This window comes from Cryobacterium sp. TMT1-2-1, assembly GCF_004403955.1.
GTDB classification, from domain to species: Bacteria; Actinomycetota; Actinomycetes; order Actinomycetales; family Microbacteriaceae; genus Cryobacterium; species Cryobacterium psychrotolerans.
Genome location: NZ_SOHC01000030.1, coordinates 63,294 through 78,451, shown reverse-complemented (window position 1 = coordinate 78,451; position 15,158 = coordinate 63,294). Strand labels below are relative to the sequence as shown.

The following is a 15,158-nucleotide window of genomic DNA, read 5'->3' as shown; positions in this document are numbered from 1 at the left end:
CGCGCAGGGAGCTCGGCTAGAGTCGGCCGGATGCGCTCACCATTGCCCGATGCCGGCCCGGCCCAGGACGAACCGATCCGCGGCGGAGGATTCGTGCGGGTGCGCGGCGCCCGTGAGAACAACCTGCGGGGCGTCGACCTCGACGTGCCCCGCGACGCGATCGTCGCCTTCACGGGAGTCTCCGGCTCCGGCAAGTCCTCCCTGGCGTTCGGGACCATCTTCGCCGAGGCCCAGCGGCGTTTCTTCGAGTCCGTGGCCCCCTACGCCCGCCGGCTCATCCAGCAGGGCCACACCCCCCAGGTCGACGAGATCACCGGCCTTCCGCCCGCGGTCGCCCTCCAGCAGCGTCGGGGCACACCGAGTTCGCGCTCCACCGTCGGCACGCTCACCACCCTCTCCAACTCCCTGCGGATGCTCTATTCCCGCGCCGGCACCTATCCCCCGGATGCCGCCGGGCGGCTGGAATCCGACTCCTTCTCGCCCAACACCGCGATGGGCGCCTGCCCGGATTGCCACGGCCTCGGCACCATGCACACCGTCAGCGAGTCCTCGCTCGTGCCCGACCCGAGCCTGAGCGTTCGCGACGGAGCCATCGCGGCCTGGCCGGGCGCCTGGCAGGGCAAGAACCTGCGGGACATCCTGATCGCCCTCGGCTACGACGTGGACACGGCCTGGCGCGACCTGCCCCGCGAGGCGCGGGACTGGATCCTCTTCACCGACGAGCAGCCCGTCGTGCAGATCACCCCGCAGCGGGACCGGGTGGCCAAGCCGTACCAGGGCAGGTTCTGGAGCGCGAAGAGCTACGTCCTGCACACGCTGGCCGATTCGAAGAGCCAGACGATGCGGCAGCGCGTGCTCCGGTTCGTCGAAACCGGACCCTGCCCCCTCTGCGGAGGCAGCGGCCTGAGGCCCGAGGCCCTCGCGGTCACCTTCGCCGGGCGCACCATCGCGGAGGTGAACGCACTGCCGCTCACGGCGCTGGCCGACGTCATCCGCCCCACCGCCGAGCTGAAAGAGGCCTCCGCTGCGAGCAGTTCGGCGTCATCCGGCGAGCTGACCGAGGTCGCGGTGACGCTCACCCGGGATCTGCTTCGCCGGGTCGAGGTGCTGGTCGAGCTGGGGCTGGGCTACCTCAGCCTCGGCCGAGCCACCCCCACCCTGTCGCCGGGCGAAATGCAGCGCCTGCGCATCGCCACCCAGCTGCGCTCCGGACTCTTCGGCGTCATCTATGTGCTGGATGAGCCCTCGGCCGGCCTGCACCCCGCCGACGCCGAGCCCCTGCTGCTCGTTCTCGAACAGCTGAGGAGCGCCGGAAACTCCGTCTTCGTCGTCGAGCACAATATGGATGTCGTCCGGCGGGCCGACTGGGTCGTCGACGTCGGGCCCCACGCGGGCGAGGGCGGCGGCGCGGTGCTCTACAGCGGTCCGGCGGCCGGCCTGGCCGAGGTGACCGCGTCGGTGACCCGCCGGTTCCTCTTCCCCGGCGACTCCCCGTCGGCTCCGGCCCGCGCCCTCCGGGAGCCGCGGGATTGGCTGCGCCTGCGCGGGATCACCCGGCACAACCTCCAGGGCCTCGACGCGGACATCCCGATCGGGGTGCTCACCGCCGTGACCGGCGTCTCGGGGTCGGGCAAGTCCACGCTGGTCAGCCAGGTGCTCGCCGACGCGGTCGGCAGCCGACTGCGCTCCGCGCCCGACGACACGGATGCCGCGGAGCCGGGCTCCGACGCGGACGGCGACGGCGGTGACCGGCCGAGGATCGACGAGGTCACCGGCCACGGCGCGTTCGACCGGTTGGTGCGGGTGGACCAGAAACCCATCGGTCGCACGCCGCGCTCGAACCTGGCCACCTACACGGGCCTGTTCGACGCCGTTCGGGCGGCCTTCGCGGCCACCGAGACCGCCCGCGCCCGCGGCTACGGCGCCGGCCGGTTCTCGTTCAACGTCGCCGGCGGTCGCTGCGAAACCTGCCTGGGTGAGGGTTTCGTCGCCGTCGAGCTCCTGTTCCTGCCGGGCAGCTACGCGCCCTGCCCGGCCTGCCTCGGCTCGCGCTACAACGCCGAAACGCTCGAGGTCACATACCGGGGCAAGACCGTCGCAGAGGTGCTCGGGCTCACGGTCACCGCCGCGACCGCGTTCCTCGCCGACGTGGCCCCTGCCGCCCGAAGCCTGGCCACCCTCGAGGAAGTGGGGCTCGGCTACCTGCGGCTGGGCCAGCCGGCCACGGAGCTCTCCGGCGGCGAGGCGCAGCGGATCAAGCTCGCCACCGAACTGCAGCGGGCGTCCCGCGGGCACACGCTCTACCTGCTCGACGAGCCGACGACCGGGCTGCATCCGGCGGATGTCGAACTGCTGCTGACCCAGCTGGGCCGGCTGGTCGAGGCGGGCAACACCGTCGTCGTCGTCGAACACGAGATGGACGTCGTGGCGGCCGCGGACTGGGTCATCGACCTCGGCCCTGCCGGCGGGGACGCGGGCGGGCGCATCATCGTCGCCGGCGCCCCCGCGACCGTCGCGGAGCATCCGACCAGCAGGACCGCGCCGTACCTCGCCGCGCGGATGGCCGCCCCGGCCCCGGGCGAACCGGCCGCCTGAGGCGCTAGGGCTGGCCGGCCCGCTGGACCAGCCAGGAATACGGGTCGGTGGGCGTGGTGCCGTCGAGGAGGATCTCGAAGTGCAGGTGCGGACCCGTGCTCTGGCCGGTGGTGCCGACCTGGCCGAGCGTCTGCCCGACAGCGACGGACTGTCCCTGGCTGACGGCGAGGCTGCCCTCCTGCATGTGGCCGTACAGGCTGCTCACGAGCCGGCCGTCCACCTTGTGGTCGAGGATGACGTGCACGCCGAGGCCGCCGTTGTCATAGGCGATGGCGAAGCGCACGGTGCCGGCGGCGACCGCGTGGATCGGCGTGCCGGCGCCGGGATTCATGTCCAGTCCCTTGTGGAACGTGGAGCAGCCGGAGCAGGGGGCTTCGCGGGGGCCGTAACCTCCCGCGATCGGGACGTTGCCGGGGAACGGCCAGCGGACTGCGGCCCCGCTGGTGGCAGCCGAGGCGGCCGCGGCAACCGCGGGCTTGGGCTTCGGCGGCGCGGCCTTGGTGGTGAACCCGTCGCGCACGATCGTGACGGTCGACGCGTTGCTGACCGACAGGGTCTGGGCTCCGACCCGGGTCGCGGGGGACGCAGTCCCGAGCACGTCGACCGAGTCGGGATTCACGGCATGTGCCGGCAGGGACACGCTCACGGTGAGGAGCGCGCTGAGAACCATGGCGGCGGTGCCGGCAGCGCCCTGGCGCAGTGTCGCCGGGATCCCGCTACTCATGGGCACCCAGCGTCGGGGCGCCCGGCGTGCGGGCATGGTTCGGCATCAAAATTGTAGGCATGGGCGTCATCTCTCGTGTCGCGACAGGCGCGCGCGAACGCGATCAGGTCAGGTCAGGTGGCCGAGGACCCTCGCGCCGAACAGAAGTCAGTTTCAGCCGGGACTGGGGCCGGAAAACTGAGCGAACTGACGGGGAAGAGGTCCTTCAATGCGACCGGCAGGTCTCCATGACGCCAAGCGCATATTCATCGAGGTTACGCGCCGACCCTGAGAGAACGGTGATTCCTGCTCACTTTCCCCCGAGCGACCTGACTACGGCTTGCGCGAAGCGCCTTCCGGCTCGATGGGTTCGGGAGTGATTCGAAGCCCCGCCGGCGTGTTCGAGAGCTGCACGAGTTCCTCCAGCCAGGCCCGGTTCAGGCTGGGTTCCTTGCCGCCGAAGAACTCGAACTGCAGCGGGATGGCCGGGTGCAGCCAGATGGAACTGTGTCCGCTCCCCGACGCGGCCGAGTTGTCCCAGGAGAAGGTGAAACTCTCGCCTCGGCGCAGCTTGGCCACGATGACGACCTTGAGGTGCGCAAGCACGCGATCGTCGAAGTCGACGGTGATCGACGGCGTTCCGTAAATGAACTTACCCACGGGCTTCCTCCTCGTTGAGGCCACTCTCGATGTTGGCCACCTCGCGGTTGAAGGCGGCGGCATCCTTCTCGGCCTGGAGCGACGGCTTCGACACGGCCACGATCCCGATCTGCGGCAGGTCGGGCACCGGGAAGAGCCGGGCCTCCTCGTCTTCCGCCGAGAGGGGATCGGCGTCCGACACGTCGATTTGGGTGCCGGGGCCGAGAAGAAGAGTGTGCGTGGTCGTTGTGCCGTCCGACTCGAGCACGGGGATCTCCACTGCCACGCTGCCGGCGTCGCCGGCGACGCCGGTCGCGAACGTGAGAAGCGCCTCGGCGACCGCGCTGCCGGTGATGAGCGACCCGCCCGCGTAGGTTATGCGTTTCATGCTTAGACCCTAGCGCCGTGATCCGGCCCGGGGGTCGGGTTCGACATAGCGGTAGTACTCGATGCCCTCGTCGTGGAAGTCCGGCCCGGTCGATGTTCCCAGCCGGTCGACCACGAACTCGTCGCCGGAGAGCACAGCGACGAGGTCGGAGCGGTGTCCGTCATGCACGGCGATGTATTGCGCCTCGGTCAGGTCGACCGGGGCGGCCAGGGCGCTCTCGAAGTTGATCCGGGCCGCCGCGGCCTGCCAGCCCGGAACGACTCGCATCGGCAGGGCCTCCGCCGCGTCGCCGCTGCCATACCCGAGGGCGAGCCACTCCTGGCCGGCGAGTTCGAGCCCGTCGGCCCTCGCCTCCCGCAGACCGGAGGCGAGCCACGCCGGGAGTGCCGCCGTGTACAGGTTGCCGAGGTCACGCATGGCTTCGGAGCCGAGGCCGAGCTTGTCGTCCACCAGGGTTCCCCAGATCGCGGTGGTCCTCAGGTGCTTCCGCAGACGCCGGCTCAGCGGGAAGGCGTCGCCCAGGAAGCCGGCGGGGTCCGACGCGCCGCCGAGGACCGGTGCGGGGTCCCGGAGCTCGGCGATCAGGAGCTCCGCATCGATGCCGGCGTCGGCGCAGTGGGCGCGCAGCTCACCCTGGCCCGACTCCTCGTCGTCCGCGAGCGCGAACAGCCAGGCCATCACCCACCCGGTCGCGGGCATCTGGTGGTACGGACGGTGCATGAAGACCGCGTCGACCTCGCGGAAGTAGTCGAGGCTGCGACCGGGGCGCTTCCGCAGCATGGCCGTCACGGCGTGATGGGTGGCGTCGATGTAGCAGCTGGTGGAGTAGCGCCCGTTGAACACCGGAAGGTCCTGGACCCGGCCGTCCTCGCGCGGCGGCTGGTCGCGAAAACGCGCGAACGGTTTGCGGAAATCGGCCACGCGGTAGGCGGAATCGCTGCCCGCGCCGGCCAGGTCAACCTCCAGCAGGCGGGCCTCGCCTTCCAGGAGCAGGGCGACGGCTCCGGCACCCTGGGTGGGCTCGCCGGTGCCCCCGCGGGCGTATTCGGCGATATCGGCGCAGACGACGATCGCCCGGCGACCCGCGCCGTCGGCGGCCAGGTAGCGCACGGCCGCCTTGATCCCGTACACGCCGCCGAGGCAGGCGTGCTTGAATTCGGGCACTTCGCAGTCGCGCGCCAGCTCCGGCATCCCGTTGGCCCGGAGGGCCTCGTTGACCATGCCCTTGATGATGACCGCCCCGGCGGAGTTGTCGCTGCTGGATTCGGTACCGAGGGCCAGAAGGCCGATGCCGGCCGGGTCGATGTCGTAGTCCCGGATCAGCCGCCAGACCGCGTTGGCCGCGAGCGTGTAGATGCTCTGCCCGGGGCCGCGCATCCGGAAACTGCGACCGACCACGTCCCGGATCTTGTCCCAGGGCTGGCCGTTCCACTCGCACCAGGCGTCCAGCCGTACCCGGTACGGCGGGACGTACAGGGAGATTCCACTAATTCCAGGCGTCAACTGTTTCCACTTCACGTTTCGGGTGGTTCGCGTCCGCGTCGGGTCGCGAGCGCTCCCCTCCATTATTCAGCGATCGGTTTGCGAAGTGTGGACCACAATCCATTTCGACGGCGACACCGGCGGCGGCGAGCCACCGGCTAAAATCAAGGGAATCCGATCGGAGCATCACTGTGGATCAACCCCTCGGCGGTGGCGCCACCGCCGTGGCCCGCGCGCACAGCAACATTGCCCTGGTCAAATACTGGGGCAAGCGAGACGCCGCGCTGAACACTCCTGCCGTTGGTTCGATCTCGGTCACCCTGGCTGCGCTGTACACCGATACGAGGGTGACGTTTCGCCCCGATCTCTCCGGCGATGAGTTCTGGCTGGACGGATCCCGCAGCGACGCCACGCGGGTCAGCCGCGTGCTCGACCTGGTGCGCCGGCGGGCCGCCACCGACCGGTACGCCGTCGTCTCGTCGACGAACAACTTCCCGACCGGAGCCGGCCTGGCCTCGTCGGCATCCGGCTTCGCCGCCCTTGCTGTGGCCGCGGCCGGCGCAAGCGGCCTCACGCTGGCCGACCGGGAACTGTCGATCCTGGCGCGCCACGGCTCCGGGTCGGCGGCCCGGTCCATCTTCGGGGGATTCGCCGAGATGCACGCCGGCGTCGCCGCCGATGGGTCGGACGCGTACGCGGAACAACTGCTCGAGCCGGCCGATTGGCCGTTGTCGGTCGCCGTGGCCATCACCGAGCGCGGCGAGAAGTCGATCAATTCCACAATCGGAATGGGTGAAAGCGCGACCACGTCGCCGTTCTACCAAGCCTGGCAGGACTCCGCCGCCGACGATCTCGCCGAGATGCGGGCCGCCATCGCAGCCCGGGACTTCGCCCGGCTCGGCGAGTTGTCCGAGTACAACTGCCTCAAGTTGCACGCGCTGATGCTGTCCACCCGGCCCGCCCTCATCTATTGGAATGCCGCCACCGTCGCCGCCATGCACGTCGTGCGCGGGCTGCGCGCCGACGGCGTGCCGGCCTACTTCACGATCGACGCCGGACCGCAGGTGAAGGTGCTCTGCCTCCCGGCCGACTCCGCGGCCGTCCGGGGCGCGCTGGCACTCGTCCCCGGGGTGCACGAGGTGCGGATGAGCGCACTCGGCCCGGGCGCGCACCGGCTGGAGTGAGCATGGCGGCCATCAGTACGTCCGCGCCCGGCAAGCTCTTCCTGCTCGGCGAGTACGCCGTTCTTGACGGGGCCCCGGCGCTCCTGGCGGCCGTGGACCGCCGCGCCCGGGTGACGATCGGCGACTCGGAATCCGGCTCCTGGCAGGTGAGCGCGCCGAACCTGGGCATCGTGAACCTCGCCCTCGGCGGCGACGGCGGCCTGCCGGCGGGCCTCGATGCCGCCGGGCGCTCGAAGCTTCGGGTGTTCGACGCGGTGCGTGAGGCCGTCCTGGCCCGCGCTCCTCGCCCGGCCCGGCCGCTCGCGATCACGATGGACAGCGGCGCGCTCTCGCGGGGCGGCCACAAACTGGGGCTGGGCTCGAGCGCCGCCGTTGCCGTCGCTCTGACCGCCGCACTGGCCACCGCGCTCGACCTCGACCTCGACCGGGAGGCGCTGTTCCGCCTGGCCGAGCAGGCTCATCGGCGCGCGCAAGGCGGCGTCGGCAGCGGCGGGGATGTCGCGGCGAGCGTGTACGGCGGGCTGATCCGGTATTCCCGCGGCGCCGTTCCCGTGCCTCTCCGGTGGCCGGAGGAGCTGAGCGTCCTGGCCGTGGTTACCGGCGAGGGCGCCCTGACCACCCGGCTGGTGGGCCGCGTGGCCGACTATGCCGCAGAGGATCCCGCCCGGTACCGGGCGGATATCGCCCGCCTGGCCGGCCTGGCCGAGCGCGCCGAGGCGTCGCTCGGCGATCCGGACGCATTCCTGCGCCTGGCCGGCGACTATTTCTCGGCGCTCACCGTGCTCGACACCCATGCCCGGGCGGGCATCGTCAGCGAGCGCCACCACGAGCTGCACGCGGTGGCGCGGCGAGAAGGCGGTGTCTTCAAGACCTCGGGGGCCGGCGGCGGCGACGTCGGCCTCGCCTTCAGCCACAGCGGGGAGCCCGCCGAACGGCTGGCCGCAGCCCTCGCCGGCGCCGGGGCCGCGGTCGTCCCGCTCGGCTTCTTCACCGCCGGCGTCCACGGAGGTTCCAGATCATGAGCCGGTCCCGCATCCCCGGGTTCTACCAGTGGTCGGTCGAGGACCGGCTGAAGCTCCTGCACGAACGCGGGGTACTGGATAACGCCCACTTCGCGGCACTGCGGGGCGGAACCGCCGCCCTCGATGTGGGCGCCGCGGACCGGCTGATCGAGAACGTCATCGGCGTGTTCTCCCTGCCCATGGGCCTCGGCCTCAACTTCCAGGTCAACGAACGCGACTACCTCGTGCCGATGGTGGTCGAGGAACCGTCGATCATCGCGGCGGTGAGCTCCACGGCGAAGCTGGTTCGGCAGGCCGGCGGTTTCTCCAGCGTCGCGGATGAGCCCCTGCTCATCGGCCAGGTCCAGGTGGTGGATGTCCCCGAGCCCGAACGCGCGCGGCTGGCCGTGCTCGCGCAGACACCGGAGATCCTGCGGCTGGCCAACAGCGGGCATCCGAACATGCTGGCGCGCGGCGGAGGCGCCCGGGACGTTGAGGTATTCCTCCGCGGGACGACGGCGTACAACGGCGAGCTGCTGGTCGTGCACCTCATGGTGGACACCCGGGACGCGATGGGCGCCAATCTCGTCAACTCGATGTGCGAGCGCATCGCGCCGCTGATCGAGGAGATCAGCCAGGGGCGGGTCTTCCTTCGCATCCTCTCGAACCTCACCGACCGGGCGCTGGTGCGTGCCCGCGCCGTGATTCCCCCCGGGCTGCTGGAGACCGGCGAGTTCTCGGGCGAACGGGTGCGGGACGGAATCGTGCTGGCGAACGAATTCGCCGCGATGGATCCCTACCGGGCGACCACGCACAACAAGGGCATCATGAACGGCATCGACGCCGTCGCGATCGCGACCGGAAACGACTGGCGCGCAATCGAGGCCGCCGCCCACGCGTATGCCGCGCGCGGCATACGTTACGCGCCGCTCACCGACTGGCGCACGGACGAAGACGGCAACCTGGTCGGCGAGCTGACCATCCCGTTGAAGGTCGGCACGGTCGGCGGGCAGGTCGAATCGAACCCGGCCGTGCGGCTGGCCCGCACGATCCTCGACGTCTCCTCCGCCCGGGAACTGGCCGAGGTGATGGCTGCCGTCGGCCTGGCCCAGAACCTGGCCGCGCTCAAGGCGCTGTCCACCACCGGCATCCAGCGGGGGCACATGCGGCTGCACGCTCGTGCCGTCGCGGCCGCCGCCGGAGCGAGCGGAGCCCGGTTTGACGAGGTCGTCGAGAGACTCATCGCCGACGGGGAGATCAAGGTCTGGAAGGCCCGCCAGATCATGGAGGCCCTGGGCGAGACCGTGGAGGGCGGCGCGCCCGCGGCGGGTGCGCCCCGGGCGGTTGTTCCCCCCGTGGCCGCGGTGCCCGCCCCGGGCGCCCACCTCGGGTACGGCAAGATCATCCTGCTGGGCGAGCATTCGGTCGTCTACGGTCACCACGCGATTGCCGCGCCGATCGGGCTGTCCGTCCGGGCGGAGGTCACCAGGGGATCGTCGGCGAGCGAACCGGTCATCTCCGACTGGGATGTCGATGGGTCCGTTCGCGAACCGATCCGGGAGAACATCTCACACCGGGTCGCGGCGCTGATCACCGAGCGCCTCGGCGTACCCGCGGCGGGGATGCGCGTCGACGTCTTCTCGGACCTGCCCCGGGCGAGCGGCCTGGGCGCCTCCGCCGCCTTCGCTGTGGCCGTGATCCGCGCGGTCGCCGCGTCGTTCGACATCCGGATCAGCGACGCCGCGGTGTCGCGCCTCGCCTTCGAATGCGAGCAGATCGTGCACGGCACGCCGTCGGGCATCGACAACACCGTCGCCACCTTCGGCAGGCCGATCCTGTTCCGCAAAACGGATGACGGCCGCCCCGAGATCAGCGACATCGTCACACCGCAGCCGATTCCGATCATCATCGGACTCTCCGGTGTGAGTGCGCTCACGTCGCAGACCGTGGGTCTGGTGCGGAGAGCCTGGCAGCGGAACCCGCGGCGCTACGACCAGATCTTCGCCCAGATCGACGGGCTCGTCCTGGCCGGAGTCGACGCGCTCCGACGCGGGGACATCGCCGACCTGGGCGAGCTGATGAACATCAACCAGGGCCTGCTCAATGCCCTGCAGGTGTCCAGTCCGGAGCTCGAGGAACTCGTCGCGATCGCCCGGCGGGCGGGCGCGCTCGGGGCGAAACTGACCGGCGGGGGCGGCGGAGGCGCCATGATCGCCGTTGCGGAACCCGGCGGCACGGAACCGATCATCGCCGCCATGCGCGGGGCCGGCTACACGACGTATCTCACCGAGATCCGCTAGCTCCGGCGGGCTAACCGTTCGGGTAGAGCAGCGGAAGCTGGAGTGTCAGCCAGGGGCTGAACGCCCACGGGGTGGCGTTCACGGCCGTGATCAGCTGCGGTCGCTCCGCCCATCGCCACTCCATCACCTCGTCGGCGTGGGGAGCGATGTCCGAGGCCGTGGTCGCCGTGTAGACCGGGCAGATCTCGTTCTCCACGATTCCCGAGGCGTCCACCGCGCGATAACGGAAGTCGGGCAGCGCCGGGGAAAGCGTGTCGATCTCGATGCCGAGTTCGTGTTCGGCCCGCCGCACCACGGCATCCGCCAGCGCCTCACCGGGGCCCGGATGACCGCAGAATGAGTTCGTCCAGACGCCGGGCCAGGCCTTCTTGGTCAGGGCCCGCCTCGTCACGAGGATGCGCCCGTCCCGGTCGAAGACGTGGCAGGAGAAAGCCAGGTGGAGCGGGGTGTCGAGGCCGTGCACGAATGCCTTGTCGGCGGTGCCGATCGGCGTTCCGTCCTCGGCGACCAGCACCACCAGTTCGCTGGGTTCCCCCGCGGGCTGCTCCCGGTCGCCTCGCAATCGATCCTCCACCACGTGCACCCATCCTCCGCAAAGTCCGCATCCCAAATCTACGCCAGCCCCTCACCTGCCGTCGCCGGCTGAGCCGCCCGAAGTGCTTCCCGCTGCGGCCCCGCTAGGCCGTGTTGAATAAGTCTGTGTTGATTCAGATCAACGTGGCGGCAAGGGTGATACCGGCTTCGCAGTTGCGCGCCGTCTTGTCGGAGCGAGGTCAAAGCCGACCACATCGAGCCCTGCGTCGCGGAGGCCTCCCGCGATGAGCGATCCTGCCTCGCCCAGACCGATTGCAGCAACTTTGATGGCCTGAGTCATGTGATCACTCTCGCAGAGCGACAAGCGGCCGGCCCGGATGTCAGTGCCACACGTCCGCCGCGACCTCGACGACCTCGCGGACCTTCGCCCACTGCTGTTCCTCACTCAGGTCGTTGCCGTCCTCTGTTGAGGCGAAGCCGCATTGCGGACTGAGCGCGAGCTGCTCCAGCGGCACGAACGTCGCCGCCTCCGCGATGCGTCGCTTCAGGAGCTCGCGGTCTTCCAGCTCGCCGCTCTTGGTCGTCACCAGCCCGAGCACCACGACCTTGTCCCCCGCGGGCAGATGGCGCAGCGGGGCGAAGGTACCGGCGCGCTCGCTGTCGTACTCGAGAAAATAGCCGTCGTAGTTGCACACCGAGAGCAACTGCTCAGCGACCGGTTCGTACCCGCCCGACGAGATCCACGTCGAGCGGAAGTTGCCGCGGCAGACATGCGTCGTCACCGTCATGTCGTCGGGCTTGCCCGCGAGCGAGGCGTTGATCAGAAGGGCGTAGCGCTCGGCCAGTCCGTCTGTGCGGATGCCGCGCTCCGCCGCCTTCGCGATCTCGACATCGGAGCACAGGTACGCCCACGCGGTGTCGTCGAACTGGAGGTAGCGGCATCCGGCATCGTAGAACGCGGCGATCGCATCGCGGTAGGCGCGGGCCAGATCGTCGAAGGTGTCCTCGGCGTCGTCGTAGGCCGCGGGGTTCACAGCGCCACTTTCCAGCCGGAAGTGCAGGACTGTCGGTGCGGGGATGGTCATCTTCGGCAGGACAGCGGTCGTGGACTGCAGGAAACGGTAGTGCTCGATCATGGGGTGGTCGGCCGGGAACCTGATTGGCCCAGTGACCCGCACGCCGCGTGAGCGCGTCTGGACGCCCTGGAACTGGATGCCGTGGTCGAGCTCAACGATCTCGACACCCTGCAGGCCGTCGAAGAAATCGAAGTGCCACCACGACCGGCGGAACTCCCCGTCGGTGGCGAGCTTGAGGCCGGCGTCGGCCTGCCGCGCCACGACCCGCACGATCTCTGCGTCCTCCACCTCGCGCAGCCCGGCGTCGCTCAGTGAGCCGGCCTCGTGTCGTGTTCGCGCATCCTTGAGCGACGGAGACCGGAGGAAACTGCCGACGATGTCTGCACGGAATGGCGGGTTGACGGTCATGAGATCAAAACTACCGCACGGAGAGAATGCCTGCCCGAATTCGCGGGCGCCGTCAGAACACCACGGTGGTGTTGCCCGAGCGCACCACGGTCGTCGCAGTGCCAGGCGACTGCTCGCGCGAGCACCTGCCGTTCGACGTCGGCTCGATACCGTGCGAGATCGGCAGCGGTTGCGGCGTGGGAGACGCGCACGACGTCCTGTTCGATGATGGGGCCTTCGTCGAGGTCTCTGGTGACGTAGTGCGCGGTCGCGCCGATGAGCTTGACGCCGCGCTCTTTGGCTTTCTGGTACGGGGCGGCTCCGATGAATGCGGGCAGGAACGAGCGGTGCCAGCTCCTCGACGGTGTGCGGTTTTTCGCCCATTTGAAGGGTCGTCTGGCCCATCACATGCCTCCTCATTGATGACATTGATTGCCGCTTCGCCGCCGTTCCGGCGTTTTCATCGACTCTCGTTTGCGACCTGGTCCAGATTCTCGAACTTCCGAATCGAACCACTAAGACGATCTTGTTTATAAGTAAACAAGATTGAACTATGCTGACTCTCGACTGCGGACTACGAAGTCTGCAAGCGATTATCAAGACACAGAGAGTTGCTTTGACTTATGGCTGAAACAATAGGGACCGTTCGTACCGGTCTGTTCATCGGGGGCGTCCAGCGCGACACGGTGGATGTGCTCGAGGTCGCAGATCCGGCCAAAGCCGGTCAGGTGGTTGGGTATGCGGCAGCTGCCACCACCGCGGATGTCGCGGATGCGGTGGCGGCGGCAAAAGCCGCATTCCCCGCATGGTCGGCGATGTCGGCCGTGGAGCGCGCCGCCATCATGGCCGAGGCGATTGCCGGGATCGCCGATGAGCGTGATGCAGATGCCGCGGTGCTGTCGCGGGAAAACGGGAAAGTCCGTTTTGAAGGCTGGATCGATTCGCTGGTGTTTGAGATCCGGTGGAACCTGGCATTGATGCTCGCCGGGGAAGTCGACACCGGGAAGACCCTCCCCGTGGTTCCGGGAATCCCGGTGTCCACCGAGGTGACGTACCAGGCACTCGGTGTGGTCAGCGTGATCGTGCCCTTCAACTGGCCGATCGCCATCCTCGGCGCGGCGCTGCCACACGCGTTGCTGGCGGGAAACACGGCGATCGTGAAGCCGCCGCCCTCGGCACCCCTGGCGACGACGCGCGTGGTGCAGCGGATTGCGGAGAAGCTCCCCGCCGGTGTGCTGAACATAGTCACCGGATTGGACCAGAACATGGCCGGGTTGATCGACAGCCCCGACATCGCGAAGGTGTGCTTCACCGGCAGCGTCAATGGCGGGAAGCGAATCATGGAGATGGCTTCCAAGTCGCTCACCCGTTTGACGCTCGAGCTGGGCGGGAATGACGCCGCGATCTTCCTCGAAGATGCCATCCTGGATGACACCCACCTCGACCGCCTGTACGCGGCGATCTTCGATACGACCGGGCAGATCTGCATGAACGCAAAGCGCGTCTACGTGCACTCCTCCCGCCTCGACGAACTCGTCCAGGGTCTGACGGCCCGCCTGGAGAAGGTGCAGCTCGGCTATGGCCTGGATGCCGACACGACCATGGGTCCGCTGCACTCTCCCGTACAGAAGGCCTTCGTCGACGAAATCATCCAGGACGCCAAGGACTCGGGTGCCGAGGTGCGCGAGTTCGGGCAGCTTCCCACCGGTGACCTCGCCGGCGGCAACTTCGTCCGCCCCGCCCTGGTGATCAACCCCGATCCGATGCTGCGTGTCGTGACTCTGGAACAGTTCGGCCCCGTCATCCCGATCATCCCGTTCACGACGGAAGCCGACGCTGTCGCCTCCGCGAACGACACGTGGGCCGGGCTCGGCGGTTCCGTCTGGACGGCGAGTCCCGAATCGGCAAGCCGCGTCGGCTCGCAACTGGCCTGCGGATACGTCTGGGTCAACGACCACGGCGCCACCCGCCTCGACCTCCGCGCTCCGTTCGGCGGTATGAAGCAGTCCGGTTTCGGACGGGAACAAGGAATCGAGGGCATTCGAGCCTTCCAGGACACCCGTGCCATCGCCACGATAGACGCAGCAGCACTCGCCGCGCAGGCGCACTGATGGAGGGCTGTGGCCGGCGCGCTCGGCTGATTCAATCGAGCCTGTCGGCCACGGCCCACTGTCCGGACCCCTCGTGATCGGCCCATCGACATGAAGAACGTCCCCAACCACAAAACCACGCGCACAGGGCCCAGCCCGGTCGCCGGGGTATCGCCCGCGCCGACGGAGGACGTGACCATCCTGGAGCCGTTGAGCGATGTCATCGATAGCGAGAGCTTCACTCCGCGTCTGCTCGCTCTTGTCTCGAACGCCCTGGTCTGGCGTGAATCATTGCTGCTGCGGCGCGAGTTCAACCTCGGAACGAATGACTGGCGCGTGATCTCCGCCCTCGCGATCCGGCCCGGGGCCGCATCGACGGAGATCGCGGACTTCGTTGGAATGAACAAGGCCGTTGTGTCCAAGGCCACAAACACGCTGATCAAACGGGAGTTGATTGTCCCCGCGGCAGGCCCCCGCGGTTCACGGCCGCTGTACCTGACGCGCGCGGGCGCGGAGATGCACGACCTGATGAAGCCCATCTCGCTCAAGGGGGAGGAAATCATTCTCAGCGACCTCACCACCGATGAGGTCACCGAGCTGAAGGCCCTACTGGCTCGGCTCCTGCGCAAGACGCCCGAATTGTCGAGCGTCGCCGACGCACCCGCCTAACAGATAGGTAAGCGGGACACCCGGCAAACGACGAAAGGCCCCCGATTTCTCGGGGGCCTTTCTTGTCCGCCTGGGTTTTGCAAACAAAAACCTCTTGTTCTGCACCAAAC

Annotated in this window: 12 protein-coding genes and 1 pseudogene; 6 read left to right on the top strand and 7 right to left on the bottom strand. The window is 69.0% G+C overall.

From position 1 onward, the window contains the following. The first annotated feature begins 30 nt into the window (after positions 1–30). Positions 31–2,595: an excinuclease ABC subunit UvrA gene (locus tag E3T33_RS05700; RefSeq protein WP_134574938.1), complete on the top strand. Its 2,565-nt coding sequence runs from the start codon at positions 31–33 to the stop codon at positions 2,593–2,595. Positions 2,596–2,599: 4 nt separating this feature from the next. Here E3T33_RS05700 and E3T33_RS05695 read toward each other — a convergent pair whose 3' ends face one another. From E3T33_RS05695 to E3T33_RS05680, 4 genes are all read right to left on the bottom strand, one after another. Then, positions 2,600–3,319, bottom strand: a complete 720-nt coding sequence (locus E3T33_RS05695; RefSeq protein ID WP_166784410.1) for a M23 family metallopeptidase — start codon at positions 3,317–3,319, stop codon at positions 2,600–2,602. A gap of 312 nt (positions 3,320–3,631) precedes the next feature. Next, on the bottom strand, positions 3,632–3,958 hold the full coding sequence (locus E3T33_RS05690) for an ATP-dependent DNA ligase (protein WP_134574936.1): 327 nt from the start codon (positions 3,956–3,958) through the stop codon (positions 3,632–3,634). Continuing rightward, the gene (locus tag E3T33_RS05685; protein WP_134574935.1) at positions 3,951–4,325 is read right to left on the bottom strand and encodes a hypothetical protein; all 375 of its coding nucleotides are present in this window, start codon (positions 4,323–4,325) and stop codon (positions 3,951–3,953) included. The genes E3T33_RS05690 and E3T33_RS05685 overlap by 8 nt, the downstream gene beginning before the upstream one ends. 9 nt (positions 4,326–4,334) lie before the next feature. After that, positions 4,335–5,843, bottom strand: coding sequence for a hypothetical protein (locus E3T33_RS05680; RefSeq protein WP_198417249.1), 1,509 nt, complete (start codon positions 5,841–5,843; stop codon positions 4,335–4,337). A gap of 155 nt (positions 5,844–5,998) precedes the next feature. Here E3T33_RS05680 and mvaD point away from each other — a divergent pair, with 155 nt between their 5' ends. Genes mvaD through E3T33_RS05665 form a run of 3 tightly spaced genes read left to right on the top strand, consistent with a single transcriptional unit; the run spans position 5,999 to position 10,292 of the window. Next, on the top strand, positions 5,999–6,991 hold the full coding sequence (gene mvaD / locus E3T33_RS05675; protein ID WP_092322544.1) for a diphosphomevalonate decarboxylase: 993 nt from the start codon (positions 5,999–6,001) through the stop codon (positions 6,989–6,991). A 2-nt stretch (positions 6,992–6,993) separates the two neighbouring features. Continuing rightward, positions 6,994–8,013, top strand: coding sequence for a hypothetical protein (locus E3T33_RS05670; protein WP_092322545.1), 1,020 nt, complete (start codon positions 6,994–6,996; stop codon positions 8,011–8,013). Beyond that, complete coding sequence (locus tag E3T33_RS05665; protein ID WP_134574933.1) at positions 8,010–10,292, top strand: hydroxymethylglutaryl-CoA reductase, degradative; 2,283 nt, start codon at positions 8,010–8,012, stop codon at positions 10,290–10,292. The genes E3T33_RS05670 and E3T33_RS05665 overlap by 4 nt, the downstream gene beginning before the upstream one ends. Positions 10,293–10,302: 10 nt before the next feature. On the opposite strand, the gene idi is transcribed toward E3T33_RS05665, so the two are convergent. From idi to E3T33_RS05650, 3 genes and pseudogenes are all read right to left on the bottom strand, one after another. Then, positions 10,303–10,869 carry an isopentenyl-diphosphate Delta-isomerase gene (idi, locus tag E3T33_RS05660; protein WP_241982836.1) on the bottom strand — a complete coding sequence of 189 codons (567 nt, stop codon included), beginning with the start codon at positions 10,867–10,869 and terminating at the stop codon, positions 10,303–10,305. A 337-nt stretch (positions 10,870–11,206) separates the two neighbouring features. Continuing rightward, the gene (locus E3T33_RS05655) at positions 11,207–12,310 is read right to left on the bottom strand and encodes a 5-methyltetrahydropteroyltriglutamate--homocysteine S-methyltransferase (protein ID WP_092322548.1); all 1,104 of its coding nucleotides are present in this window, start codon (positions 12,308–12,310) and stop codon (positions 11,207–11,209) included. A gap of 52 nt (positions 12,311–12,362) precedes the next feature. Next, a pseudogene (locus E3T33_RS05650) lies at positions 12,363–12,633 on the bottom strand (formyltransferase family protein); the annotation flags it as partial. Positions 12,634–12,975: 342 nt separating this feature from the next. On the opposite strand from E3T33_RS05650, the gene E3T33_RS05645 reads away from it, so the two are divergent. Both E3T33_RS05645 and E3T33_RS05640 read left to right on the top strand, forming a co-directional pair. Beyond that, complete coding sequence (locus tag E3T33_RS05645; RefSeq protein WP_241982835.1) at positions 12,976–14,400, top strand: aldehyde dehydrogenase family protein; 1,425 nt, start codon at positions 12,976–12,978, stop codon at positions 14,398–14,400. Positions 14,401–14,490: 90 nt separating this feature from the next. Then, positions 14,491–15,048, top strand: coding sequence for a MarR family winged helix-turn-helix transcriptional regulator (locus tag E3T33_RS05640; protein ID WP_134574932.1), 558 nt, complete (start codon positions 14,491–14,493; stop codon positions 15,046–15,048). Positions 15,049–15,158: the final 110 nt, after the last annotated feature.

What these genes read in the sequence shown, in the direction of transcription:
- E3T33_RS05700 (WP_134574938.1), top strand. Translation starts at nt 31, where the DNA reads ATGCGCTCACCATTGCCCGATGCCGGCCCGGCCCAGGACGAACCGATC.
- E3T33_RS05695 (WP_166784410.1), bottom strand. Translation starts at nt 3,319, where the DNA reads ATGAGTAGCGGGATCCCGGCGACACTGCGCCAGGGCGCTGCCGGCACC.
- E3T33_RS05685 (WP_134574935.1), bottom strand. Translation starts at nt 4,325, where the DNA reads ATGAAACGCATAACCTACGCGGGCGGGTCGCTCATCACCGGCAGCGCG.
- E3T33_RS05670 (WP_092322545.1), top strand. Translation starts at nt 6,994, where the DNA reads ATGGCGGCCATCAGTACGTCCGCGCCCGGCAAGCTCTTCCTGCTCGGC.
- E3T33_RS05665 (WP_134574933.1), top strand. Translation starts at nt 8,010, where the DNA reads ATGAGCCGGTCCCGCATCCCCGGGTTCTACCAGTGGTCGGTCGAGGAC.
- E3T33_RS05655 (WP_092322548.1), bottom strand. Translation starts at nt 12,310, where the DNA reads ATGACCGTCAACCCGCCATTCCGTGCAGACATCGTCGGCAGTTTCCTC.
- E3T33_RS05640 (WP_134574932.1), top strand. Translation starts at nt 14,491, where the DNA reads ATGAAGAACGTCCCCAACCACAAAACCACGCGCACAGGGCCCAGCCCG.